Source organism: Gordoniibacillus kamchatkensis, assembly GCF_000829455.1.
In the GTDB taxonomy this organism is placed as follows: domain Bacteria; phylum Bacillota; class Bacilli; order Paenibacillales; family NBRC-103111; genus Gordoniibacillus; species Gordoniibacillus kamchatkensis.
The window spans coordinates 1-24,150 of sequence record NZ_JXAK01000079.1 but is presented as its reverse complement, the minus strand read 5'-3'; the positions used below and the strand labels follow the sequence as shown (position 1 = coordinate 24,150).

At 57.9% G+C, this 24,150-nt stretch carries 22 protein-coding genes and 1 pseudogene; 11 read left to right on the top strand and 12 right to left on the bottom strand.

All coding sequences use genetic code 11. From position 1 onward, the window contains the following. Nucleotides 1-120: 120 nt before the first annotated feature. The 4 genes from SD70_RS28945 to SD70_RS36535 are packed head-to-tail and all read left to right on the top strand — an operon-like array spanning nt 121 to nt 2,950. On the top strand, nt 121-483 hold the full coding sequence (locus SD70_RS28945; RefSeq protein ID WP_052488025.1) for a hypothetical protein: 363 nt from the start codon (nt 121-123) through the stop codon (nt 481-483). Continuing rightward, the gene (locus SD70_RS28940; RefSeq protein WP_041052026.1) at nt 452-1,147 is read left to right on the top strand and encodes a response regulator transcription factor; all 696 of its coding nucleotides are present in this window, start codon (nt 452-454) and stop codon (nt 1,145-1,147) included. Before SD70_RS28945 ends, SD70_RS28940 begins: the two co-directional genes overlap by 32 nt. Next, nucleotides 1,140-2,681, top strand: coding sequence for a sensor histidine kinase (locus SD70_RS28935; protein WP_052488024.1), 1,542 nt, complete (start codon nt 1,140-1,142; stop codon nt 2,679-2,681). Before SD70_RS28940 ends, SD70_RS28935 begins: the two co-directional genes overlap by 8 nt. After that, nucleotides 2,651-2,950: an ATP-binding protein gene (locus SD70_RS36535; RefSeq protein WP_052488023.1), complete on the top strand. Its 300-nt coding sequence runs from the start codon at nt 2,651-2,653 to the stop codon at nt 2,948-2,950. The genes SD70_RS28935 and SD70_RS36535 overlap by 31 nt, the downstream gene beginning before the upstream one ends. A 64-nt stretch (nt 2,951-3,014) precedes the next feature. Here the strand turns inward: SD70_RS36535 and SD70_RS28930 are convergent, their stop codons facing one another. Continuing rightward, a complete protein-coding gene (locus SD70_RS28930) occupies nt 3,015-3,926 on the bottom strand; it encodes an SDR family oxidoreductase (RefSeq protein WP_041052024.1) in 912 nt (303 codons plus the stop codon). Between the two features lie 249 nt (nt 3,927-4,175). On the opposite strand from SD70_RS28930, the gene SD70_RS28925 reads away from it, so the two are divergent. The 3 genes from SD70_RS28925 to SD70_RS28915 all read left to right on the top strand — a co-directional run bounded on the left by SD70_RS28925 (nt 4,176) and on the right by SD70_RS28915 (nt 6,580). After that, the gene (locus SD70_RS28925) at nt 4,176-5,078 is read left to right on the top strand and encodes a LysR family transcriptional regulator (RefSeq protein WP_041052022.1); all 903 of its coding nucleotides are present in this window, start codon (nt 4,176-4,178) and stop codon (nt 5,076-5,078) included. Nucleotides 5,079-5,107: 29 nt separating this feature from the next. Next, the gene (locus tag SD70_RS28920; RefSeq protein WP_041052021.1) at nt 5,108-5,914 is read left to right on the top strand and encodes a histidinol-phosphatase; all 807 of its coding nucleotides are present in this window, start codon (nt 5,108-5,110) and stop codon (nt 5,912-5,914) included. Between the two features lie 225 nt (nt 5,915-6,139). Beyond that, a complete protein-coding gene (locus tag SD70_RS28915) occupies nt 6,140-6,580 on the top strand; it encodes an Hsp20/alpha crystallin family protein (RefSeq protein WP_041052020.1) in 441 nt (146 codons plus the stop codon). Nucleotides 6,581-7,016: 436 nt separating this feature from the next. Here the strand turns inward: SD70_RS28915 and SD70_RS28910 are convergent, their stop codons facing one another. The 8 genes from SD70_RS28910 to SD70_RS28875 form a co-directional block, all read right to left on the bottom strand. Continuing rightward, nucleotides 7,017-8,441 (bottom strand): hypothetical protein, encoded by a 1,425-nt coding sequence (locus tag SD70_RS28910; RefSeq protein ID WP_041052019.1) that lies wholly within the window; start codon nt 8,439-8,441, stop codon nt 7,017-7,019. Continuing rightward, nucleotides 8,399-9,898 carry a sulfatase-like hydrolase/transferase gene (locus SD70_RS39550; protein ID WP_052488022.1) on the bottom strand — a complete coding sequence of 500 codons (1,500 nt, stop codon included), beginning with the start codon at nt 9,896-9,898 and terminating at the stop codon, nt 8,399-8,401. The genes SD70_RS28910 and SD70_RS39550 overlap by 43 nt, the downstream gene beginning before the upstream one ends. Further along, entirely contained in the window at nt 9,840-10,142 is a 303-nt protein-coding gene (locus SD70_RS39545) for a sulfatase-like hydrolase/transferase (protein ID WP_082053739.1), read from the bottom strand. Before SD70_RS39545 ends, SD70_RS39550 begins: the two co-directional genes overlap by 59 nt. Before the next feature lie 132 nt (nt 10,143-10,274). After that, the gene (locus SD70_RS28895) at nt 10,275-11,033 is read right to left on the bottom strand and encodes a ChbG/HpnK family deacetylase (protein ID WP_041052017.1); all 759 of its coding nucleotides are present in this window, start codon (nt 11,031-11,033) and stop codon (nt 10,275-10,277) included. Continuing rightward, nucleotides 11,030-11,866, bottom strand: coding sequence for a carbohydrate ABC transporter permease (locus tag SD70_RS28890; protein ID WP_041052016.1), 837 nt, complete (start codon nt 11,864-11,866; stop codon nt 11,030-11,032). Before SD70_RS28890 ends, SD70_RS28895 begins: the two co-directional genes overlap by 4 nt. Beyond that, nucleotides 11,866-12,741: a carbohydrate ABC transporter permease gene (locus SD70_RS28885; protein ID WP_041052015.1), complete on the bottom strand. Its 876-nt coding sequence runs from the start codon at nt 12,739-12,741 to the stop codon at nt 11,866-11,868. The genes SD70_RS28890 and SD70_RS28885 overlap by 1 nt, the downstream gene beginning before the upstream one ends. Before the next feature lie 108 nt (nt 12,742-12,849). After that, entirely contained in the window at nt 12,850-14,148 is a 1,299-nt protein-coding gene (locus tag SD70_RS28880) for an ABC transporter substrate-binding protein (protein WP_041052014.1), read from the bottom strand. A gap of 150 nt (nt 14,149-14,298) precedes the next feature. Beyond that, complete coding sequence (locus SD70_RS28875) at nt 14,299-15,267, bottom strand: LacI family DNA-binding transcriptional regulator (protein ID WP_041052009.1); 969 nt, start codon at nt 15,265-15,267, stop codon at nt 14,299-14,301. Between the two features lie 516 nt (nt 15,268-15,783). Between SD70_RS28875 and SD70_RS38825 the strand changes: the two genes are divergently transcribed. Genes SD70_RS38825 through lplT form a run of 3 tightly spaced genes read left to right on the top strand, consistent with a single transcriptional unit; the run spans nt 15,784 to nt 19,183 of the window. After that, on the top strand, nt 15,784-16,473 hold the full coding sequence (locus tag SD70_RS38825) for a 1-acyl-sn-glycerol-3-phosphate acyltransferase (RefSeq protein WP_052488021.1): 690 nt from the start codon (nt 15,784-15,786) through the stop codon (nt 16,471-16,473). Between the two features lie 50 nt (nt 16,474-16,523). Continuing rightward, entirely contained in the window at nt 16,524-18,002 is a 1,479-nt protein-coding gene (locus tag SD70_RS28870; protein WP_052488020.1) for an AMP-binding protein, read from the top strand. Then, the gene (gene lplT, locus SD70_RS28865; protein ID WP_041052008.1) at nt 17,999-19,183 is read left to right on the top strand and encodes a lysophospholipid transporter LplT; all 1,185 of its coding nucleotides are present in this window, start codon (nt 17,999-18,001) and stop codon (nt 19,181-19,183) included. Before SD70_RS28870 ends, lplT begins: the two co-directional genes overlap by 4 nt. 237 nt (nt 19,184-19,420) lie before the next feature. On the opposite strand, the gene SD70_RS28860 is transcribed toward lplT, so the two are convergent. Further along, entirely contained in the window at nt 19,421-20,215 is a 795-nt protein-coding gene (locus SD70_RS28860) for an RDD family protein (RefSeq protein WP_052488019.1), read from the bottom strand. A 567-nt stretch (nt 20,216-20,782) separates the two neighbouring features. Between SD70_RS28860 and SD70_RS28855 the strand changes: the two genes are divergently transcribed. Continuing rightward, nucleotides 20,783-21,775: a stage II sporulation protein M gene (locus tag SD70_RS28855; RefSeq protein ID WP_041052006.1), complete on the top strand. Its 993-nt coding sequence runs from the start codon at nt 20,783-20,785 to the stop codon at nt 21,773-21,775. On the opposite strand, the gene SD70_RS28850 is transcribed toward SD70_RS28855, so the two are convergent. Further along, nucleotides 21,735-23,165: a DUF58 domain-containing protein gene (locus SD70_RS28850; RefSeq protein ID WP_041052005.1), complete on the bottom strand. Its 1,431-nt coding sequence runs from the start codon at nt 23,163-23,165 to the stop codon at nt 21,735-21,737. The two genes, SD70_RS28855 and SD70_RS28850, sit on opposite strands and share 41 nt — an antisense overlap. After that, nucleotides 23,116-24,046, bottom strand: a pseudogene (locus tag SD70_RS28845) (AAA family ATPase). Before SD70_RS28845 ends, SD70_RS28850 begins: the two are co-directional and overlap by 50 nt. Nucleotides 24,047-24,150: the final 104 nt, after the last annotated feature.

The window sequence follows — 24,150 nt, the reverse complement described above, 5'->3', positions numbered from 1 at the left end:
ACTTGCTGCTGCGCGCCTACGCCGCTTGCCGGAACGTGGGCGCGGCGGCGCAGACGGCGGCGGCGGCGTTTTCGCTGACGATTATCGCCTCTACCTTTTCCTGTCAAGCAGCACGTGTTCATGGACGCCGTGCCGCGGCCGCCGGTTGCCGGCGACGGCGTACTGCCCCGGCTGGTACGCTGGATGCAGGCGCATGATGCTCCATACAACTGCTTCCCCAGCATCCACGTCGCCTCATCCTACTTGCTGCTGCGCGCCTACGCCGCTTGCCGGAACGTGGGCGCGGCGGCGCAGACGGCGGCGGCGGCGTTTTCGCTGACGATTATCGCCTCTACCTTTTTCCTGAAGCAGCACGTGTTCATGGACGCCGTCGGCGCCGTAATCGCGGTGGAGGCGGCACAGTTTGCCGTACGTTCGGCGACCACCGTTTGGAAAGGAGTACTATCCCCTTATGGCGCAAGAAACCATCCTGCTCGTCGATGACGAGAAAGAAATCGTCGACATGCTCGACATCTACTTGAAAAACGACGGCTACGCCACGCTGCGCGCCTACAACGGCGCCGAAGCGCTGGAGCTGCTGCGCGCGCACAACATCGATCTGATCGTGCTCGACGTCATGATGCCTGCCATGGACGGCATCGCCGCCTGTCTCGAAATGCGCAAAACGAGCAACGTGCCGATCGTCATGCTGTCGGCCAAGAGCGAGGATATGGACAAAATTCTCGGCCTCAGCACCGGCGCCGACGATTACGTAACGAAGCCGTTCAATCCGCTGGAGCTGCTCGCCCGCGTCAAATCGCAGCTGCGCCGCTACAAGCGGCTCGGCGTCGTGCAGCCTGCCGAGAGCGGCGTCATTGAGGTCGACGATGTCGTTATCAATACGGCGACGCACGAAGTGAGGCGCGAGGGCCGGGACATCAAGCTCACGCCGCGCGAATTCGCCATTTTCGAGCTGCTCGCACGAAACCGGGGCATCGTGTTCAGCATCGAGAACATTTATGAGAAGGTGTGGAACGAGCCGTTTTTCGAGTCGGACAATACGGTTATGGTCCATATCCGCAAAATCCGCGAGAAGCTGGAGGACAACCCGCGCCAGCCGAAATATATAAAAACCGTATGGGGAGTAGGGTACAAAGTCGATGGCTAAAAAAAAGCTCAAAGAGCGGTTTCCGTTCCATTTGCTCGGCGGCCTGATCCATTTTGCCGTCGAGGTGCTCATCCTGATCAAGACGAACGTGCAGCGCAGCATCCGCATCCAGCTTATGCTGACGTTCGCCGTCTGCTCGGTCGCGGCAATTGTCGCTTACGGCGTGAGCACGAACCTGTTCGGCGAAGTGACGAAAACGACTTACTTGGACTATTCCAGCCGCTACAGCCGGGTCGAGAACGAGGCCGACAATATGGTTTCACGCCTGCAGGATTATGAGCGCGACAAACTACAAGAGAGCGGGAACGAGGGACGCTCGCACAGCGTCCAGGCTGCCGCCCGGCCGGCTCCGGCGGTCCCCGCACCGCCGCTCGAGTTGTCCAACGTCCCGAACGCCGCAGCGGCTGTCCAGGGGCAAGCTGCAGGCGCCGTCCCGGTCCCCGGCACGGCAGCAGCCCAGCCGGCCGCTCCGGCGACGGGCCAGGGACAAGCTGCAGACGCCGCCCCGGTTCCGGGCTCGGCGACCGCCCAGCCGGACGCCTCGGCCCAAAGACTGGCCAAGCGCTCCGCGGAGCCCTCCGCCCCAACCGTTGAGCCTGCTCGGGATGCGCAGCTGGACGGCATGATCCGGAACGCTTTTGCAAGCAGCAGCTACCCTGGAAACAAAGTGAAAATGATGCTTGTCGACATGAACGGCGACGTGAAGTACAAAACCCAATACGTGTCGGAGACGCATGTCGATGTGTTCGCGCTGCTCAGCAACCTGGACGACAACCGCAGGCGCGAGGGCGAGGCCACAGCCATCCGTCCGGTCGAGCTCGGCGGCCGCAAGCTGCTGCTTGTCGCCTCCGGCTACACGGAGCCGGCCATCGTGACGCGCAAAGGGCAAAGCCCGCTCTCCTTGCTCGGCGCTGCGCTTGCGTTCATCGTGTTGTTTTACTGGATGACGCGCAAAAAAATGCGCTCCATCGAGGAGCTCGCCGCCGGCATGAAGGAAATTTCCCGCGGCAACCTTGATCACCGCGTCGCCGAGCGCAGCAGCGACGAAATCGGCTCGCTGGCGACGCACATCAATTTGATGGCGTACGAGCTGCAGCATACGATCGAAGAGGAGCGCCGCGCGGAGCGGACGAAAAGCGAGCTGATCACGAACGTGTCGCACGATTTGCGGACGCCGCTGACGCTCATTATGGGATATTTGCGGCTGCTCAAGGACAAAAACTACGAGAGCCCCGAGCAAGCCGAGCAATACTTGCATATTTCGTACAGCAAGGCGGAGAAGCTCAAGCAGCTGATCGAGGATTTGTTCGAATACACGAAGCTGGAGAGTCGCGACATCCCGCTCCGCTTTGAGACGCTCAGCCTGAACGAGCTGCTCGACCAGCTTGCCGAAGAGCTCGTCACCGTCGCCGAGAACGAACGGCTCTTCTTGTCCCGTTCGCTGCCTGCGGACAAAGTGTTCGTGCGCATGGACCCGGACAAAATGATCCGCGTCTCGAAAACTTGCTCACGAACGCGATCAAGTACAGCCTGAAGCCCGGCGAAGTCAAAGTGCGCCTGCTCCAGGCCGAACGGCGGGCGCTCGTCTGCGTCGCCAACCGCGGCGCCCCGCTTGGTCCGGATCAGCTCGAGCGGCTGTTCGACCGGTTTTACCGCGTCGATACGTCGCGCTCGTCCGAAAGCGGCGGCTCGGGCCTCGGTCTCGCCATCGCCAAAAGCATCGTCGAAGCGCACGGCGGCCGCATTTGGGCCGAAACCGACCAAGGCGAGATCCGGTTCTGGGTCGAGCTGCCGCTGGCGTAAGCGCCCCAAGAACAAAACAGCGGCGGACCAGGACTTGAAAATAAAGCCCTGGACCGCCGCTGCTTTAGCGGTAACCGGAAGCATTCGCCGGTTTGCCTGCATCCTGCACTTCAACGAGATATCGCCAGCAATCCGGCTGAGAGCCGTCAAGATCATAAAAACCATATATCTGTGCGAGCTCTCCGCTTGAAACAGAGCGACCGTTCCACCGGGCTGCTTCCGGATCTCCGGCCAGCGCGGCAACAGCACGCCCTACAAAACGGGGCGTCTCCGAAATGACGAAATGAGGCTCACTCGCAGTGGCGTCGCGCCAGGTTTCTTCCGTGACACCAAAGTGATCGAGCATGATTTCTGAACGCATCCATCCCGGAGTCACCGCTACTGCGGTGCAATGATAAGGTGAAAGCTCATGGGCTAAAGATCGAGCCATACGAATGACAGACGTTTTGGCGAGATCGTAGAACAGCGATACACGGTAGTTTTTATCGTTGTATTCAGCCGTGCCGTCCGTTATCTCAATGACCAGTCCGTTCTTGTTTCGGGTTAATAGCGGAAGGGCAAAGTGGCTCGTTATAATATGCGTGTCGATCGCAAGCCGAAGGAGGCGAAATCCCCGTTCAAGGGAATGCTCCCAGACAGGCACGTTCCACTGCATCAAATGCTCTCCTCCCCACACATCGTTGACCAGAATATCCAGTCTCCCCTGTTCGTTCTCAATGCGGGCAATTAGCGCCTGAACCTGATCGGGATCCAGATGGTCCACCTGAACCGCTATTCCTTGGCCACCCGCATGATTTACAAGTTCAGTGGTTTCTTCAATCGTTTCGGGACGATTGTACTCGGAGCGTTGTGTTCGGGTCGTGCGTCCTGTCACATACACAGTGGCCCCGGCGGCACCTAGTTCGACAGCTATTCCTCTGCCGGCGCCGCGCGTTGCGCCTGCCACCAAAGCTACTTTTCCATTTAGCGGTTTCAAGTTCTGTTGCTCCTTTCGTTGATCTACCGCCTATTATAGACCTCATATATGTCATCTTATGTCATATTATTCGGCATCCCTCAAGGACAAACGGCTCGAAGTTGATATGGAGATGTGAGCTTTGTAAAGTTGCCGCGCGCTTCCTGAACGCCTATAATAGAAATATCTTTTTCTAATCGCTGCGATAAATTTTGTCTATTATCTTCAACTCTCTTCATCTTCGCGGCGAACGGAATCGGAGGTGGGCGCTTGAACCTCAATCAGCTGGAAACTTTGCTGACGATCTCGAAAACGATGAGCTTCCGCAAAGCCGGCGAGCTGCTGAACTTGACGCAGCCGGCCGTTTCGGCGCAAATTAAAAGCCTCGAGGACGAATTCGGGACGACGCTTGTCGACCGCAACCAGCCGGTAACGCTGACCGACAGCGGCAAGCTGTTCCTCGAGCACGCTGAAAAAATTTTACGCATCGTCGACGACCTGAAGCAGCGTCTCGCCGATCTGCAGCAAACGCCGCAAGGACATATTCACATCGGCACGACGACATCGATTGCGATGCAAATTTTGCCGCGGGTGCTGTCGTACTTTCAAGACCAGTTCCCGCTCATCAAGACGACGATTCATTCCATGACCTCTTCCCAGATTATGGCTGCCGTCGAGAACGGCACGGTCGACATCGGCATCGCCTATTTGTTCGAGAGGAATCCCGCCCTGGAAACCGCCGTGCTGTACTACGACACGTTCCAGCTCATCGTCTCGACGCGGCATCCGCTCTCGCGCTTCTCTCACCTGTCGATCGAAAGGCTGCGCAACATCCCGTTCATCATGCTGTCGCCGGAAACGGCCGGCCGGCGGTTCGTCGATCAGCTGTTCAAGGAATTCGACATTAAGCCGCAAATCGTGATGGAGCTGTCGTCGAGCGAGGAAGTGAAGCGGATGGTGGAGCTGAATCTCGGTGCGGCGATCATTTCCAAAATGTCGGCGTCAAACGAGCTGCGGCTGGGTACGCTAAAAATGCTGAACGTCTCCGAACTGGACATTACGCATCCCGTCGGCGTCGTGTACAAATCGGGGCGTTATCTCAGTTCGGCGATGCAGCAGTTTTTAAACGATTTGAAAGGGATGCCGGAGACGCAGTTTCTCGGTTCGGAATGACGACGGTTTCCCGGAGGAGGCAAAGAGGCATGAAATTCGATTTGCACACGCATCATGAGCGGTGCGGCCACGCGGACGGCATGATCCGTAACTACATCGAAGCGGCGATCGACGCCGGCTTCGACGTGATCGGCATATCCGACCATTCGCCGTACTTTTACAGCGAGGCCGATCAGCTGCATCCGCAAATTGCGATGGCGAAGAGCGAATTTCCCCGATACGTGGCTCAGGTGCTGGAGCTGAAGCGGGAATTTGAAGGCAAGATCGACGTGCTGCTCGGCGTCGAATCGGACTTTTTTCCGGAGTATGCGGACTTGTACCGGGCGGAATACGACAAATATCCGTTCGACTATATTATCGGCTCCGTGCACCAGTCGGGCGGCGTCAGCATTTTCAACAGGCGGCGCTGGAACGGCTTGAACGAGCGGCAGCGGATCGAGCAGAAGGAAGAGTATTACGACCTGATCCAGCAATCGGCGCGCAGCGGCATATTCCACATTCTCGGCCACATCGACGCGATGAAAGGCTTTTTCCCGGCGTTTTCCGACATCCCGACGCCGAAGGTCGACGAGACGCTGAAGCTGATCGGCGAGATCGGGGTCTCGATCGAAGTCAACACATCGGGCTCGACGAAGGACGTCGGCGGCTGGTATCCGTCGGATGAGATGCTGGAGCGGGCTTATTTTTACGGTGTCGACATCACGTTCGGCTCCGACGCGCACAAGCCGGGCCGGATCGGTGAAGATTTCGACCGCGTGCGGCAAAAGCTGAAGGAAATCGGCTACAAGGAATGGGTCTATTACAAGGAGAAAAAACAACGGCGCGTCGCTCTGTAAGCGGCACGCCGTTGCTCGTTTTTGGCTGCGGGCTGCTGGCGGCGGTGGCGGCGAGCGTCGGGCGGTGGTGCCGCCGGGCTGCGGGCGCGGCTGCGGGCCGCTGGCTGCGGTGGGCCATGGGCGCAGGAAGAGACGCGGTCTGCTGGTGTGATGCATAAAGCGGCTGCCTCGGAGAGATGATATTCACGGTAAATTTTGAACTATCCGATAGGAGGCATCCGTACCGTGTCACTGATCCCTTACGAACCGTTCCGCCATTTGGAACATATGCGGCGGGAGCTCGACCGCTTCTTCGCCGGCGATTTTCCCGCGCTGCGCACCAGCTTCGGCCAGTTCGGCAACATGAACGTCGACATTCACGAAACCGAGCGCGAAGTGGTGGCGACCTGCGATTTGCCGGGTTTGGAGAGGAAAGAAGACGTGCATATCGACATCGACAACAACGTATTGACCGTCAGCGCCGTCATTAACCGCGTAAACGAAGTGAAGGAGGAGCAGATGCACCGGCAGGAGCGTTTTACCGGACGTGTGCAGCGCTCCGTCCATTTGCCCGCTCCGGTTACCGAGGAAGGGGTCAAAGCTTCGTACCGCAACGGCGTGCTCGAAATCCGCATGCCGAAAGCAAACCCGGATACGAAAAAGCGGATCGACATTGAGTTCCATTAAAAGAATGTCAGAGCAAAAGAGCACTTCCATAAGTAACAGTCTGCTTATCGCTCTGTCTGCCGCGAAGCTGCACGAGTTGATCTAACACATTTGCGGTTATGGATATTGGCCGGCTTTGTTCCGGTAGGCAGGGCTGTTTAAACAATTGGTTTCGCTATTCAGCGACATGCGGGACGCTAATAAACGCCGATTTGACGAAAGGAACGTGTAAGGACCTATTGTTCCAAACATAGCGACGAAAATTCGGATGGAGCGACCTTCGAGTCACTAATGGACGTTTTCTCCATTTTGGCTAAATATCAGCGTCTGCAGCGTCTCTGTTTAGCGTACAAGGGGCTCTCCCGCTCTTCTGCGCTGTCTGTTCCGCTGCATGTCGGCAATGACAAGTGCCGTCTGGAAATGGAAAAAAGCGCAACACCAGTTGCGCTCACCAATCTTATACAGTTTCAGGCCGGCTTATCCGCCACAATTCTAGGCGGGGGCGAACGTTGTCCTGCCCGGAGCTTGCCGCAACGTAAAAACCGGGGCAGTCGTCGTCGCCGCTGTCGTGATAAATTCGCGAAACCGCCGTCGCCAAGCCCAGTCCGATGTCGAGCCGGCGCATCGTCCCTGAAGCGGCTTCGGCAAACCATACGCGGCCGCCGGCCAGAACCAGGACGCGGTGCAGCCCCAAGCATACCGCCTGAACGCCGGCTGTCCCGGTATCCTCGATCTGAACGGGCAAGCGCAGCACGTATTCGTTGCACCCGTCCCGCGACTGGAGCAGCAGATCGCCCCGGTCCGGGACGACGGCGGCGGAGTAGCCGTGCCAAGCATCCCATGCCGCTGCGTTTTCCATGTACGGCTCGAACGACCGAAGTTCGTCCCGGTACAAATACAATGCGCCGGATACGGCGGTCAGCCACAAGCGGCGGCCTTCCGACACGACGGCCCGGGCCGGTTCCGGCAGCGCGGCGATGCGCTCTGCGGCCGGCTTCCCCTGCGGCCGGGCAGTGCCGATTTCCCATAAGCCTGTACCTGCAGCCGCCCATATGCCCCCGTCAGGATGAGGCGCAATGGCATCCACTCGATCTTCCAGCTCCCATTTCTCCAGCGGCCAATCGCCGCGAACGTCGCGGACGAACCGCCAAGGACTGCGCCGATCGCTTCGACCGACCTGGCTGCCCCAAGCCAGCCAGACGTCGCTGCCCGCGGCGGCGGTACCGGTCAAGACCGGCCCTATATGATAGGTGCCGAATACCGCCTCGCTCTTCGGTTCGGCTTCCCAGCTGTAGCCGTCCATCGTCGAGACGAGACAGCGCTCGGCGGACAGCGGCGCAATCCCTTGCGCGGCAGCCGCCGCTTCGCCGACCGGGAACGACCCGACGCGGGATAAAACGGCATGCGGCCGCTTGACGAGCGATCCGATAGCCCCGCCCTCGCCGTGCCATCCGCCCTCCTCCGTCACTTCGCGCTTGATATGGTCAAGAGTCAGCACTTTGACCGAGCTGCGGCCGATATCCAGTATTCTGGACTGCCTCATGCCGTCGCGGGTAAACGAAACGCCGTGGACGCCGGTCATAAAAAAGTGGGTGCCGAACCGGACCGTGTGGGAATCCGGATGAATATGGCTGAGATGATAGTGGGCGGAAAACCACATGACGATTTCCGGACTGTTTTTGAACAAATGATACCACCGGTACGGATCGTGATTCTGATCGAGATACGCGTTGGTCGAGCGCACGTGCACGCGCGGCACGGTGCGCAGCCCGCACCCTATCGGAGGCGCGTGCGTGAAAAAAATAACGGGGACATTGGGCCGCTCTTTGAGCTTGGTCTTCAACCAGTCGAACTGCTCGTCCGACGCGAACACTTCCTGCACGTCGTAGCAGGAATCTTCGCTCTGCGGCTCCGTAGAGGCGAAAAAAACCGGAAATCGTCGAATTCCATGACGCCGTACGGCCGTTCCAGGCCGAACATGCGGACGAACCGCTCCTGCATCGTCCCTTTCTTCTGCTCGCCTTTGCCGGATTCGCGCTCCAGATCGTGGTTGCCGAGAATCGGCCGGAGCGTCGCTCCCGGCATGCGCAGAAAGGGCTCCGCCTCTTCCAGGCCGTTCACGGTGCCGATCTTCCCCTGGCTTCCGAAGTCTCCGAGCGGAACAATGAGATCGGGCCGGCACATCTTTATGTCTTCCATCGCTGCTTGCGTTGCCTCATATTGTTCGGGGTGTAAATGAAAATCCCCCAAGATGACGATTCTCACCGTCCACCACTTCCTTCTTCGCATGTTGGGCGCCCAATGCTCCGCACCGAGCACCTCAACGTTTAAGCGGCACGTCGCCCTTAAGGAGCGGATCGCGGGTCGCTTCCATCCATTCGTCGAGCGCGCCGGCCATAGAGCGCTTGCGTCCGCAAAGCGGCTGTCCTCCGCCAAATTCTCTCTTTCCACGGGGTCCAAATACAGATCAAAGAGCATCTCCCGCGGCTTATCCGCATTCAGGAAGCCGTGCTCGAGCAAAAAGGAACGGTGTTCGCTGGTATCCAGATTGGGCTTCAAATAGGCGGTCGCCCCGTAATTGCGAATGTATTTGTATCTGTCGCTGCGCACGCAGCGCATCGGCTCGTACTCGACATGATGGTTGATTTCGGCGAAGACGGCCGCGCGCACCGATTCCGATGTTCCCTGAAGAACGGGCAGCAGCGACTTCCCCTGCAGCCAGTCGGGTTTAGGGAGCCCGGCAAGCTCGCACACGGTCGGGAATAGGTCCACATGAGAGACGAGCGCATCCGTTGCCTCCCCTTTGCGCAGTTTCTGCGGCGTCCGGAGCATCAGCGAAACGCCGATCCCCGTGTCGAACAGGCTGCATTTCTTCCGCGGGAAGGGCAGGCCGTGGTCGGTAGTGAATACGACCAGCGTGTCGTCCTCAAGTCCCGCCTCCCGGATGGCGTTCAGCACGATGCCCGCGCATTCGTCAGCGATTTGGGCCGAAGTCAAATAAGCCGCCCACTGCTCCCGGTTCGTGCGGTTGTCGTACATAGGAAACGGCGCCATGACGTAATCCGGATCGAACTCCTCCGAAGCCTTCGGGAAATTCAAGTGCGTATTAAACATGCCGTACGATAAAAAGAACGGCTTGTCATGGCGTCCGCGGATAAATGCGGAAGCCGCCTGTGCATTGTGCCTGTCCCAGCCGGCGGAATCGAAATCGAACACGCTCATGTCGTAATCGGGATTGCCCAAAACGGTGCCGTAACCGATCATATCGGCTTGCGGCGCTTCATGCTGTATGCCGCACAGCGCCGTTTCGTAGCCATGGCCGCTTAAGTATCGGACCAAATGCTTGCCGTAATCGTCCAGCTCGGCGCCCCAGGTGGGCCAACCCGAACATTCCCGCCGAATGAGGCACCATGCCGGTCATCAGTGCGGCTCTGCTGGGCGAGCATGTCGGGCCTGCGCAATAAGCATGCCGAAACAGCAAGCTTTCCCGCGCAAACCGCATGAGATTGGGAGTGGAAACGGCGTAGCCGTAAGGCTGAATGAAGCGGCCCGTATCATGGGTATGAATCAGCACGATATTCATCTTATTGTCCTTTCCTATCCAATGAAGAGATCCGAAATTGCCGGGTCGGCGAGTTGGCCGCAGGCCGTCCGGCGGCGGATGCCGGTCGGCTTCAGGTCCCCCTCGGCCGCGCGTACGGCTGCATACTAATCATTACAAGGGAACCGCTTCGTCGTACCGAATCGGGCGGAAGCCGCAGCGCTCGCAGATCGCGAGAGTGTCCGGCGACGCGAGAAAGTCCGCCTCGCGGTCGCGTCCCCGCGCCAGCTGCTCCCCGTCCACTTTGGCGTTGCCGCATGCGGCCATTTCCTGCGAATAGACCGCCGGATGCGACAAAAAGAAATACTGCCCGTCGCCGAGCCGAGCCAGCACCTGCTCAAACAAGCCCGGCACGGACGCGAAATCGTCGTTTTGCGGCAGCCGGTTGTAAAAGAAATTGTGGTTGATCAGCCCTTTTTCCGCGATCCAGCGGTCCAGCTCCTGCGGCAGCCCTTCCACATATCGTTCCGGACGCATATGGGAATCGACGTAGGAAATCGTAAAGCCCGCCCGCGCGAGCTTGTCCAGCTGGGCGTTCAATTCGGCGATAATTTCCTCCACGGCAGGCCGGTTCTCCGTGAACCATGCCGGGTCCTGGTGAAAATAACCGTCTTTGTCCACAAGGGAAGGGACCTGCGCCTTCAGGCTGACAGGCCCCCACCTGACGTTGTCCCATTCCGCATTGAGCGTCATATGCATCCCGAAACAGATGTCTTTGCGCTTCGCGAGCAGCTGCGCCGCTTCATCCACATACCGGCCGGCCGCCATGACGGACACATTTTTGATAAATCCCGCATCCGCCGCCCGGGCGATCGCCAGATTGGCCGCGCGGCTGGAGGCGCAGTCGTCCGCTCTCGTAATCAACGTCTTCATTTTACGGCCCCTGCCGCTATCCCTTTAATAATATATTTTTGCGCGAACACGTAGAAAATGACGACCGGTATTATCGTCAGCGTAAGCCCGGCCATCGCCAAATTCCACACGATCGTAAACTCGCCGAAGAAATAGAACGTGGACAGCGGGATGGTACGCAGCGCTTTGTCGGAAAGCGTCAGAGAAGGCAGCAAATAATCGTTCCACATCGCCATCACGTCCAATATGGCGATCGTGACCGTAATCGTCTTCAGCATCGGAAAGACGATTCGCCAAAAAAGGCCGAATTTGCTGCATCCGTCCAGCGTAGCGGCTTCCTCCAAGGCGACCGGGATCGATTTGATGAAGCCGTGATAAAGAAATACCGCCATGCTGGCGTGGAAGCCTACGTTCATATAAATCAAGCCTTCGCGCGTATTCAGCATCGGGATGTGCAGATTGGTGCGAATCCAGTCCATAACCTGCATTAAGGGCATCATCAGCGTTTGGAACGGAATCAGCATGGTCGCGACGAAAACCATGAAAATGATTTTGCTCAGCTTATGGTCCGTCCTGGCCAGCATCCACGCCGTCATGGAAGCCAAAATCACGACGATCACGACGGAAATCGCCGTCACATATAAGGAGTTAGCGAAAGCGGTGAAAAAATTCATCTTCTCCAACGCTTTGGAGTAATATTCGAAGCTGATCGAAGACGGCAGAGCCAGCGCGTTCTCATAGAGCTCAGCACGACTTTTGAAGGAATTGACCACCATAATATAGATCGGGGAGAGGAAGGCAAGTGCAAGTGCGACAAGTAAGACTTCGGACAACAGTCTGCTTGTTTTTTTCATTACATTTGCACCTCTCTTTTTTTAGTGATCGCAACCTGAGTGAGGGTGAGCACCGCTACGATGATGAAGAAGACGATGGCTTTGGCCTGGCCGAGCCCGTAATGGCCGTAGCCGAAAATTTCGTTGAAAATATTCATGGCGAACATTTCCGTAGCGTTGTTCGGTCCGCCCTTGGTCAACGACAAGTTGACATCGTAAATTTTGAAAGCGCCGGAAAGCGTCATAAACAAACAAATCGTGAAGGCGGGCATGAGCAGCGGGAAAATGATTTTCGTGATGCGCTGCCACAAGTTCGCGCCGTCCACCTTGGCGGCCTCCATCATCTCGTCGGGAATGCCCTGGATGCCGGCAATATAGATGATCATCGTATATCCCGCCATCTGCCAAGTGAAAACGACCACCATCGCGTACAATGCAAACTGCGGGCTTAGCAGCCAATTAAAGAAAATATGGCCGAGGCCCGTTTTGCTGCCGATAAACTCCATGGCGTCCGTAAACAAAAACTGCCATATATAGCCGAGAATCAAGCCCCCGATGAGGTTCGGCATGAAAAACATCGTGCGCGCGGCGTTGCTTACCCGCAGCTTCGCCGTTACGAGCAAGGAAAAGACAAGCCCCAGCACATTGACCGACAGCAGCGCCAGGACGGTGAATTTGACCGTATGCCACGCAGATGCGAGAAACCGTTCGTCCTTGAATATTTGCACATAGTTGTCAAAGCCTACGAACACTTTGGGGTTGGCCGGGATGCCGTCCCACTTGACGAAAGAGTAATAGATGCCGATGATAAATGGGATGATGACGACAGTCGTAAAGATAAAAATAAGCGGGACCGTAAACAAGGCAAACCACGCCCGGTCCTTCGTTTTGTTCATTCCTCCGTTCCTCCTTTACCGAAAAAGTAAACGAAAGCCTAACGCTCAATGTATGCAACGTTTGAGGTTAGGCTTTCGCTTTTTTTATTTTTTAGGTGAACGTGAAGCTTATTTTGCGGCTTTCGCCCATGCGGCGTCGAGCTTCTCGAGGAGCTGCTGGCCGGTCATGTTTTTGTCGAGGAAGTAGGCCTGCGCCACCGGCGCCAAATCGTTGACGACGATGTTGGACGGGTAATACGCCGTCGCCCAAGGAATCGTTTGCCCGCTCTTCGTGGCGTCGTACACCGCTTTGGACAGCGGATCGAGCTTGGTCGCTTCGATATTCGTCATCGCCGGAATAAATTTAAAGTCGTTCACGATCGCGTTTTTGCCGGTATCGCTGGTAAACAGCCAGTTAAGGAAAGCTTCGCCCGCCTTGATTTCATCCGGGCTCGCCTTGCTGTTGATGACCCAGTTGCTGGCGACGCCTACCGCGATTTTATTGTTGCCGGCGAGCGGGAACGGCATCATGCCGATCTTGGCGTCCATATTGCCGAAATCCTTCAGCATTGAATAGCTCCAGTTGCCTTGGTGAACCATGGCCGTCTTGCCCGTCGCAAAGTCGCCCATCTGGGAATCGTACTTGACTTCCATCGGGTTTTTGCTGTTCGCCTTGATGACGTCCATGAATTTGCCGAATTCCTGGAACTCTTTCGTGTCGGCCATCTTGACTTCGCCTTTGTTTAATTTGTCGATAAAGGCTTTAGGATCGGGCTGCAAGGCGAATGGAGTGTTGAGGATGTGGCCGATCAGGAAGAACGCTTCCTGAGACAGGCTCAGCGGATTTTTGCCGTCCGCCTTCAGCTTTTCCATCGTTTTGGTGAACGAAGCAAGATCGGTTACGTTTTTCGGATCGACCAGGTCTTTGTTGTAGACGAGACCGAAGCCTTCTACGCCGTAAGGAACGCCGACGACTTTGCCGTCTTCCTTCAGCTCCATGTGAGGCGCAATATTTTTCGTAAACGGTTCGTTGCCCAGATCGTAGAGGTACGACTTCAGCTTGTCCGCCTGCGCCCCCGTGCCGACGCTGAATACGGTCGGGCCCTGGTTGGCGGTCAGCTTGGCCTGCAGCTGCGTCATGTAGGCATCGCCCGCTGCGCCCCACACTTCGACTTCGTTGCCGGTTTCGGCCGTATATTTCTTTGCCAGCGCTTCCAAAGCGTCGGTAATTTCAACCTTGGATTGGAAAATGGAGATCTTTTTGAGCTTCTCTTTAGCCGGCGCCGCGGATCCTGCAGCAGGTGTCGGAGCGGAAGCCGACCCGGCACTGGAACCCGAAGCGTTGTTGTTGGCGCTTCCGCAGCCAGCCATGGCGGCAACCAAAGCTGTCGCCGTCAATAAACCAAATACCTTTTTTACTTGTTTCAAGATGTTTACGCCTCCCCATGAGCGCTTATTAGTAAAACGTTTACAAACTTATCTTATTGCTGTTTCCGCGTATTGTCAACACAAAATGAATTCGATTACAAGTATTCAGTAAAATTCTTTGTAAAATTTAGTTGAATATCAAATAAAACGTTACATTTTTACAGTTCTTCTCCATTTAATCGTTGCGCTCAGCTTAAACGGCTCCTTATCGGCGGTGCCGTCAATCATTTGGAGCAGCTCCTTTGCCGCCAGATAGCCGCTTTCGTAGCGGGGAATCGAGATGGTCGTCAGACCGGCCATAGCCGCGGCGTCCGAGTCGTCGAATCCGGTAACGGCGACGTCCTCCGGCACCTTGATGTTGTTTTCTTCAAGCGCCTTGATCGCTCCGAAAGCCATGTTGTCGTTGGCGCAAACGAGCACATCGGGCAGCGCATTGCTCAAAATTAAAATTTTGGCGGCCTGATAGCCGCTGTTTTCGCGATAATTGCCGTGAAAATAGCTGCGGCGGTCGAACGCGATGCCGTTTCTCGCCAGCGTATCCGTCAAACCGGCGAACCGTTCTTTATTGTCCAGGGTGAAGTCCAGCCCGCCGATATAAGCAAACCGTTTGTACCCTTTGCCGATCAGCGCCTGCACCAATTCACACATGACGGGATAGTTGTCGACGATGACGCTTTTGGCGTTGGCGGCAGGATGCTCGATGACCCGGTCCATCAGGACGATGGGAAACTCCGGCCTGGCGATCGAAATCAAATAATCGTCCGTCATATTGCTGTCCAGGCTGATGCAACCGTTTACAACATCGCGCTTCATCAAATTTTTACTGGATTTACTCGTGCAGACGATCAAATCGTACCCGTTTTCGTTCAAATAATCGCTGATGCCCTGAATAATTTTCAGATAGAAGTCGCGGTCGAAGTCGCTGAAAATGAACGCGATCGCATTGGCTTGGGACGATTTCGCTTGCTTGCCCGACTCTTTGGAATAACCGTGTTCGGCGCAAATTCGCAGCACGCGCTCCCTCGTCTCCGGACCTACGTTTTTGCGTCCGTTAAGCACGTTGGACACCGTCGACACCGAAACATTCGCAAGCTTGGCAATGTCCTTCAATCCGATCATGGCTACCCTCCTTCGCTCGTTGTCTTTTTTAATATAACACGGATTTGTTTTTTGTAAAATTTACTTATTTTTCTTCGTGAATTTTTCCAAAGCCGTCAGGAGTCCGGCGTACACGAAAATGACTCTCTAACCCGCCACTTAGAGAGTCATGCTACCGAACCTTATGGTTTCGCCGGAGCCGCAATTACGTTCGTCTTCCCGCAAATTCGCCCAAATAATCGGACTGGGCGCGCCGGATCACATAGAGATGCATAGCTGCCTCTCCCTCTCTTTCAGAGCTTCGTTATTTTGCCGACGGTCTTCCGGAAAGCGGCGCATGCTATCGTTCACAATTGCCGGCAGGGGATCATTCAATAAGTATTAAACGGCTGGCGGCCCGTTTCCTGCTGTCTGCCGCATCCGGAGCAAATGATCGGGTACTAGAGCAAGTTAGTACTTTGCCGCGCTTCGCCGGATCGTAAGATCAGATTAGGACCTGATGCTATAAGATGACCAAAACAATGGGAGGGCACCGACATGACCGGTGTTATGGGGAAAATCGGGAAAGCGTTGTTTTACCGCATCGTCTCCGCAGCCATTCCGCTTATCAAATTGCTAGTCAAACGGATGTTTCGCCTCGAAGTTTCCGGGATCGAGCATCTGGACTTCAGCCAAAAAGCGATTCTCGTCCCCAATCACGTTTCGCTCCTGGACCCGATCCTGCTCGCGCTGTTCCTTCCCGAACAGGTGACGTTTGCGGTCAATACGGGGATTTCCAAACGTTTCTCGTGGCTCATGACGTTCCGCAACACCGTTGCCGTCGATCCGCTGAGTCCGTATTCCGTCCGCAAAATGCTGCGCGAGGTAGGCGCCGGCCGGCCGCTGTGCATTTTTCCGGAAGGCCGCGTCAACGTCGAATCGGGCGGAACGATGATGAAAGTGTACAGCGGCATCGGCTATCTCGCCTTAAGCACTCAGGCCCGGCTTTATCCGATCGCCATTGGCGGCCTGGAATATTCGAAGCTGTCGTACCTCAAAAATAAGGTGCGCCAGCGGTGGTTCCCGGGCGTCTCCGTCCGGATCGGCAAACCGTTTGACGTCGTCGACCGTTCCGGCGATCCGATGCGCCTGAAAAAAGAAAGGGCAACCGAACAAATCCGCTGCCGCATGATCGACCATCTGGTAAGAAGCCGCTTGAAGCCGGACGTCATTTCTTTAACGAGCTGATCGAGGCCGCTAAAGTTTACGGCAAGTCTTTTGCCGTATGCGAAGACGCCGTGCCGCTCGGTCCGTCCGGGCCCGCCGCTGCGCTCACTTACGGCCGGCTGCTGAAAACGTCGTACGTGCTGGGCGCCAGGCTAAGCGACAGCTTGCGCGCGGACAACCGGGTCGGCGTGCTGCTCCCGAACTCGGCCGCTCTTGTCGTCGCCCTGTTTTCCTTGTTCCGGCTCGGGAAAACCCCGGCGATGCTGAACTATTCCGCAGGCCGGCAAGCGATCCAAGACGCCTGCGAAACCGGCGAATTGAAGACGATCCTCACTTCCAAGTCGTTCGTGGACAAAGCCGGTCTGGCCGATACCGTCAGCCTGCTTGCGCGAAACTGCCGAATCGTTTACATGGAAGAGCTCCGGGCGACGCTCGGTTTCAAACACAAAGCCAAAGGCATGCTCGACTATGCGGCCAGGAAGCGGGCGCCTGAGGCAAACGGCGAAATCGTGCTTTTCACAAGCGGCAGCGAGAGCCGGCCCAAGGGCGTCATCTTAACCCATGCCAACATTTATGCGAACATCCAGCAAGTAAGAGCGGTGATCCCGTTCAATTCCAGCGACCGCATTCTCGGCTGCCTGCCGCTGTTTCATTCGCTTGGGCTGTGCGCGCAGCTGTTCCTCCCGGTCGTAACGGGGCTGAAGGTGTATATGTATCCTAGCCCGCTTCACTATAAAGTAATTCCGGAGCTGGTGTACGACAAAAATATTACGATTCTGCTCGGCACGCCTACGTTCCTTGCGGCCTACGCCCGAACCGCGCACCGTCACGATTTCGCCCACTCGCTCAAATACGTGATCGCCGGCGCGGAAAAGCTGAAGGACGACATTCGCCAAACGTGGCAGGAAAAGTTCCATATAACGGTGCTGGAAGGATACGGGACGACGGAAACGTCGCCCATCATCAGCTTGAACACGAAAACCGATTATCGGCGGGGCTCGGTCGGACGGCTGCTGCCCGCCACGGAATACAGGCTGGAGCCGGTGCCGGGAATCGCCGACGGCGGTCATCTCATCGTATCCGGCCCGCAGGTGATGAAAGGGTATCTGATTCACGGCCAAGGGTTTGTTCCGTGCCGGGGCGAACACGAAACCGGGGACCTCGCGGCCGTCGATTGCGCAGGCGCAACTCCGGAATCGCCATACGTTTTCCTGAAGGACCGAATGAAGCGGTTCGCGAAAATCGGCGGCGAAATGGTGCCGCTAGGTTTGATCGAGGAGCTGTTCGCGGGCTTGCTGCCGGGCGCGATGTGCGCGGCGGTTACCGTTCCGGATGCGCGCAAAGGGGAGCGGGTCGTTTTGTTCCATACGGATGCGGGCGCCAAGTACGGCGTGCTCAAGGAGCGGTTCAAGGAAAGCGGGCACTCTCCCTTGTACATGCCGTCGCAGCTCAAGTATATGGAAAAGCTCCCGCTGCTCGGAAGCGGCAAAACGGATTACGTAACGTTAAAAAGCATGGCCCAATACGAAGAAGGAGCGAATGCCGGATGAATGCGATCCCGTTGGCACAGGTCAAAGGAAAGCCGCTTCAAGCTCTGTATTTCACCCAGTTTTTGAGCGCATTTGCCGATAACGCGCTGCTGTTCGCCATTCTAGCCCTGCTAAAAGACCGCGCTTTTCCGGAGTATTACATCGGCGTCGTGCAAACGTGCTTCCTGCTTGCCTACGTCCTGCTCGCTCCGTTTGTCGGCGCTTTTGCCGACAAGCATTCCAAGCGGACGGTATTGATGACCGGCAACGCGCTTAAGGCAGCCGGCGTCATCGGTCTGCTGTGCGGGCTGAATCCGGCCGTCAGCTACTCCCTGGCCGGCATCGGGGCGGCCGTCTATTCGCCGGCGAAATATTCGATTCTCGTCTATCTGACTGAGGGCGGGGAAGAGCTGCTGCGCGCCAATAGCCGGATCGAGGGCTATACGATTATGGCTATTTTGGCGGGGTCGGTCGGGGGAGGGGTTATGGCGGCTTGGTCCGTCACCGCTGCGGTTGCGGCGTGTTTGTGCTTTTACGCCGTTTCCCTGCTTATGACTGCATTCATCCCGCACACTCCGGGGAACCGGAATATTCGGTACGGCAAAGACGCGGCGCTGTTTTTCAAAGATACGGTCGCTTTGTTCAAAGATGCCAAATCGCGCTTCGCCCTCGCCGGCACCGGGTCGTTCTGGATGGCGTCCGCCGTCGTGCGGCTGGCCGTTGTCGCCTGGGTACCGCTTCATCTCGGCATTCAATCGGTCGATCTCATCTCGCTCATCGTCGCTCTTACGGCTATCGGCATTATGATCGGAGCTTTCCTTACGCCTAAAATCGTCCCGGCCGGGAAGTATTACAACTCGTACCGGTTCGGATTGCTGATGGTTGCGGTTTTGCTCCTGCTTCCGCTCGTTTTTCATATGGCTGTGACGGTCGTTCTGATCCTGGCTGTCGGCGCGTGCGGAGGCATTTATTTAATCCCGCTGAACTCGGCCTTGCAGCAAAATCGCATCGTCGGACCCGGCAAAACGATCGCCATTCAAAACCTGGTGGAAAATTTGCTCATGCTGGGCGGCGTCTCCGTATATACGAAATTGTCCGAATCCGGTGTGGCGACAGATACCTCGATTATCGGGACAGCCGTCGTGCTGCTGCTGTTTGTCGGCTATTTGGCGGTGCAGAAGAGGAAGCTGGCCGCTGGCTGACGCCGGTCACGGGTAAGGCTGAGGCAGCCGTGCCTGCGGCTGGCGCATGTTGCGCATAAGGCTAGCCATGCATGAGGCCGACGCATGCTGAAGCTGGGGCAAGCTATGCCGCCGAGGTCTGCATAGCCGCTAAACCGACGAGCGTGCTAACCGCCAAGGCACGCTTAGCAGCAGGAGCACGCGATGCCGGGAGCTGACCGGAAGCCGCCAGTGCAGCGAAGCCGCGGACCTCGGCGGTCAGACGTCCCACTCGTCGCGCAGCTGCAAGTACACGGTCACCAGATAAGAGGTTGCGTCCAGCCCGCTGCGGGGCTGCTCCAGCTTCGCGGCCAAGTGGCCGGCAATGGGTGCGGCAAGCTCCTCCAGCTTTTGCTGCGGCATGACCGGGATATACTCGATCCACATGGCGAGCAGCTCCCATTCGTCCGGCCGAATCCGGCTCCGCTGCTCATCGCTCAGGACGAACGGCTGGGCGCGCTGGGCCCAGCGCCAGATCGCGTTGTCGATGCGCTGCCGGCGGCGCTCCCGCTGGCGCTGCTGCTCGATAATGACGACGGTGCCGGCGACGAGGTCGCCGATGCGCTTGTCCTTTTTGCTGAACAGCATGACGGTCAGCCCGACGAGATACATCGTCGGCAGCATGTCCAGCAGCCGGAACAAATTGCGGATGAGCACGGATAAGAACGTCGCCGGCTGGCCGTTGTCCTGCAGCACCCGAAGCCCCATAATCCGTTTGCCGACCGTCCGCCCGCCCATGAAAGCCTCGGTGCAAATGTAATAGCCGGCATTCAGCAGCACGATGAAAATGACGGCCCCGGCAACGACGTAATCGAAGCCGGCGCCCATCGTTCGGGCGCGAAACTGCACGGTAGCCAGCAATACGGCAACGACGGCAATGGCGCTCACCGCGCCGACAATGAAATTGTCGATCAGCTTGGCGATCGCGCGGCTGCCGATGCCTGCGGTTTGGAAGCGGAGCTGCACTTGCTCCGGCGTCGTCACGACAAGCTCCTTATTCAACGTATCGTACATGCAACCTACTCCTCATCATCGCTATTTATGTGGTACGATATGAAGTATGCAAAACTTCCAGCGAAGTAGTTTCAAAGATGCGCTTTTTAGCGGCAATTTTTCATGTCGTAAGGAATGCTCTTCTCAGCGCTTTATCGCCATAGAGAACATAAACATTCCTAATTAACGCGGTTTAAATTAGTTGCGGTGTAGAGCACTCAATACATGGGTGATATTTTACGAGGGTTTGCTGGAATTCCTCATGTTAATGATGCTGGTTGAAGCGATTTTATTCAATTACAAGGAAAACCTGCCGTTAATTTCAACGGATTGCTCCGATTCAGGGACCTACAGCCGATTTTACTGGAGGTTTTCCAGCTAACTACCTTATATCGAGCTTATGGTCAAAATTAACTGGAGGTTTTCCCGCAACAGCAGACGGTCAGGCGGCCAAGGCTGCACCCAATTAAACAACAATGTTTGCAAACTGCGTCTTGCTTATTGGTATGAGAAAAGGCTCCCCGTCCGACAAGGGTAGAGCGCAAGCGTTATACTTTCCTATGGATCAAGTAAGGGGCAAATCACGCTATGGAATTGACGCGATTCATCAAAGCGAACAAACCGCTCTGGAGCGAGCTGGAACAGCTGCTGCAGCGCTTCGGAAGCAGGCGGGGCCGGCTGCAATCGAGCGACATCGACCGGCTGGCCGAGCTGTATCAAGCCGCCTCCTCGCATTTGTCGTCTGTGCGCGATGCGAAGGGCGCCGGCGAAACGGCCGTCTACTTGAACCATCTCGTCTCCCGGGCGCACCACGCCCTTTATCAGGAAACGGGCCGCAGCGGGGCGCAGCTGCGCGACTTTTTCGGCCGCACGTTCCCGGACATGCTGCGGCGCAGGCAAACGTTCATCGCAGCCGCCCTGCTGCTGTTCCTGATCGGCGCTTTGTCCGGTTTTCTCGCGGTGCGGATCGACCCGCTGAACGCGCACGTCATTTTGCCGGGCAATATGGCCAGCTCGGTGGACCCGTCGCAGACGGATAAGCCGCGGGACAATTTGCACAGCCCGATCGTGTCGACGCTCATTATGTCCAACAACATTCGCGTCGCCGTACTTGCCTTTATCGGCGGCGTCACGCTCGGCGCGGGGACCGTCTACTTGCTGCTGACGAACGGCCTGCTGCTCGGCGCGCTTGCCGCCGTGTTCTTTCAAGTCGGGCGCAGCTACGTGTTCTGGGCTTACATTTTGCCGCACGGCATCATCGAGCTGACGGCGATCTTTATCGCCGGCGGCGCGGGCATGTATATGGGCTACCGTTTTCTCGTTCCCGGCCCATTCCCGCGCAGGCGGCAGTTTCTCCGCTCGGCGAAGGAATCGGTGCAGCTATTGATGGGCACCGTGCCGCTGTTCGTCATCGCCGGCATTATCGAGGGCTACATTACGCCGTCCACGATGCCGCTCGCCGCCAAATACGCCGTAGCCGGCGTGACGCTGCTGCTCGTTGCCGCCTACTACGTTTACGGCCTTGTCAGCGCACGGAACGCTACAGAGCATCCTTCGCCTTCAAATCCAAATATGCGTTAACGGCGCTGAGCGCCAGCCGGTCGGCCGGGACATCCAGCACGGGGATGCCTTGGCCGGCCATTTTTTGCACGTAGGCGCGCCGGTCGGCCGTGAATTTCGCGGCCGCGCTCCGGATGTAAGCGGTCCGGCTGGAATCGGGCATGACGCGTGACCAGCCGTGCAGCAGCGGATCGCTGAGCGAAAGCAGCAGCAGCGAGTGGCTGCGCCTTAGCCGCAGCGCGTAGGCAGCCAGCTCGCGGTCGTGCAAGTAGCTTTCCATGTCGGAAAACAGTACGAGCAGCGACCGCTTCTTTTGCGTCTGCAGCACGTGCGAAAACACCGCGCCGTAATTCGCCTCGGCCGGCTCGCTGCGCAAGTCGAACACGGCTTCGGTCAGTGTGTGCAAGTGGCGCAGACCTTTATCCGCAGGCACCGCCAGCTTGATGCTCCCGGAAAAAGCAGCCAGCGACACGCTGTCGCCCTGCTTCAGCGCTACGGCCGCCAGCGTGAGCGCCGCCTCCAGCGCGCGGTCGAGCTTCGTCTGCCCGTCCAGCCACGTGCCCGTCCTGCGGCCGCAGTCGAGGAGCAGCGTCACCGTTTTGCCGCGTTCCGGCTGCCAGACGCTCGTCATCAGCTTCGCTGTGCGCGCCGTCGCCTGCCAATGAATGTGGCGCACGTCGTCGCCCTGCTGATAGTCGCGGATCGATTCGAACTCCGAGCCGCCGCGCTGCCGGCGCGAGTGCCTGTTCCCGTCAAGCACGAGCGCCGCCTGCATCGAGCCGAGCACGCCACGCACCCGCGACATGTCCGGGTAGATGCGGATGTCGCCGGGGCATTCTAGGCGGGCCTGCTTTTTCCACAGGCCGAGACCGCCGGAATAGCGAACCCCTACCGCGGCAAAATGATACGTCCCCCGCTCTCCGCCATACGTCTCGTAGCGCAAACGGAGCCGGCCTGCCTCCATCCGGCCGCAAAGGACCGGCGTTCGGGCGCGGTCGGGATCGGTGTCGAGGTCGGTGTCGGGGTCGCCGACGCCGATCAGCGCGCCGCCGAAAACAAGCGGCAAATCGTCCGCCAGCTCGACATGCAGCCGGCGCGGCTCGCCGCACTTCAGCTCCAACTCGACCTCGAACGGCTGCCCCAGATCGGCCCGTTCCGGCATAAGCCGCTGCACCGACATATGGCGGCGCCTCGGCAGCATCGCCACGTCCGCGATGCCGAGCGCGAGCAGCAGCCCGTTCCAGCCCCAGAACGCGGCCGTGCCCGCTCCCAGCGCATAGCCGGTGCCGAGCGGGACGACGCCCGCCGCCGCGAGCAGCAGCAGCCGGTTCGTCGGCACGACGAACTCGTGCAGCAGCCGCTTAACGAGGAACCGGTACGGCGGCCAGCGTCTCTTGGATGAGGTGGTCACTCGTCGCGCCCTCCAATTCCGCCTGCGGCGACAGCAGCAGCCGATGCCGCAGAGCCGGTCTCGCCACCTGCTTGACGTCGTCCGGCGTCACGTAGCGGCGGCCTTCCAGCAGCGCCCACGCCTTGCTGGCCATCAGCACGGCGATGCCTGCGCGCGGACTTGCGCCGAGCTGAATGCGCGTCGACTCGCGCGTTTTGCGGATCAGCGTCGTCATATAGCGGATCAGCGAATCGTCCACGACGACGTCCGCCACCTGGGCGCGCAGCTCGCGTACGAGCTCCGGAGTCAGCAGTGCGGTCGGCGGCTGCTCCCGTTCGGACGTATATGGGACGTGCCGCTTCAAAATCTCGTCTTCATCGTCATGTCCCGGATAATCGAGCGTCAGCTTCAGCAGAAAACGATCCAGCTGCGCCTCCGGAAGCGGGTACGTCCCCTCGTAATCGACCGGATTTTGCGTCGCGACGACGATGAACGGATCGGGCAGCCGGTGCGTGACGCCTTGAATCGTCACCTGCCGCTCCTCCATCGCCTCAAGCAGCGCCGCCTGCGTTTTCGGCCCGGCGCGGTTAATTTCGTCGGCGAGCAGCACGTTGGCAAACACCGGCCCGAGCACCGTCTTGAAATCGTTCTCCCGCATATTGAAAATGACGCTGCCGGTAATGTCCCCCGGCATCAAATCCGGCGTAAACTGCACGCGCCGGTACTCGCCGCCGGTCAGCTCCGCCAGCGTGCGGGCCATCCTCGTCTTGCCGAGCCCCGGCGCTCCTTCCAGCAGCACGTGGCCGCCGGCGCAGGAGCGCCGCCAGCAGCAGCCGCACGTTCAGGCCTTGCCCATACAGCCGCTGCTCCATCGCTTCTATGACACTATTGACAGGATTCATCCGCTTCGCTCACTCCTTCTCCAACTGGTCGATTATGCCGCTTATTTCCCGCGAGCGGGCCACGAACGCGTTGCCCCGCGGGCCGGTGCCTCCTCGCGGAGCAG

Coding starts and splice junctions, on each gene's coding strand:
- SD70_RS28945 (WP_052488025.1), top strand. CDS start 121: ATGGACGCCGTGCCGCGGCCGCCGGTTGCCGGCGACGGCGTACTGCCC.
- SD70_RS28940 (WP_041052026.1), top strand. CDS start 452: ATGGCGCAAGAAACCATCCTGCTCGTCGATGACGAGAAAGAAATCGTC.
- SD70_RS28935 (WP_052488024.1), top strand. CDS start 1,140: ATGGCTAAAAAAAAGCTCAAAGAGCGGTTTCCGTTCCATTTGCTCGGC.
- SD70_RS28920 (WP_041052021.1), top strand. CDS start 5,108: ATGAAATTCGATTTGCACACGCATCATGAGCGGTGCGGCCACGCGGAC.
- SD70_RS39545 (WP_082053739.1), bottom strand. CDS start 10,142: ATGAATATCGTGCTGATTCATACCCATGATACGGGCCGCTTCATTCAG.
- SD70_RS28895 (WP_041052017.1), bottom strand. CDS start 11,033: ATGAAGACGTTGATTACGAGAGCGGACGACTGCGCCTCCAGCCGCGCG.
- SD70_RS28890 (WP_041052016.1), bottom strand. CDS start 11,866: ATGAAAAAAACAAGCAGACTGTTGTCCGAAGTCTTACTTGTCGCACTT.
- SD70_RS28885 (WP_041052015.1), bottom strand. CDS start 12,741: ATGAACAAAACGAAGGACCGGGCGTGGTTTGCCTTGTTTACGGTCCCG.
- SD70_RS28875 (WP_041052009.1), bottom strand. CDS start 15,267: ATGATCGGATTGAAGGACATTGCCAAGCTTGCGAATGTTTCGGTGTCG.
- SD70_RS38825 (WP_052488021.1), top strand. CDS start 15,784: ATGACCGGTGTTATGGGGAAAATCGGGAAAGCGTTGTTTTACCGCATC.
- lplT (WP_041052008.1), top strand. CDS start 17,999: ATGAATGCGATCCCGTTGGCACAGGTCAAAGGAAAGCCGCTTCAAGCT.
- SD70_RS28860 (WP_052488019.1), bottom strand. CDS start 20,215: ATGTACGATACGTTGAATAAGGAGCTTGTCGTGACGACGCCGGAGCAA.
- SD70_RS28855 (WP_041052006.1), top strand. CDS start 20,783: ATGGAATTGACGCGATTCATCAAAGCGAACAAACCGCTCTGGAGCGAG.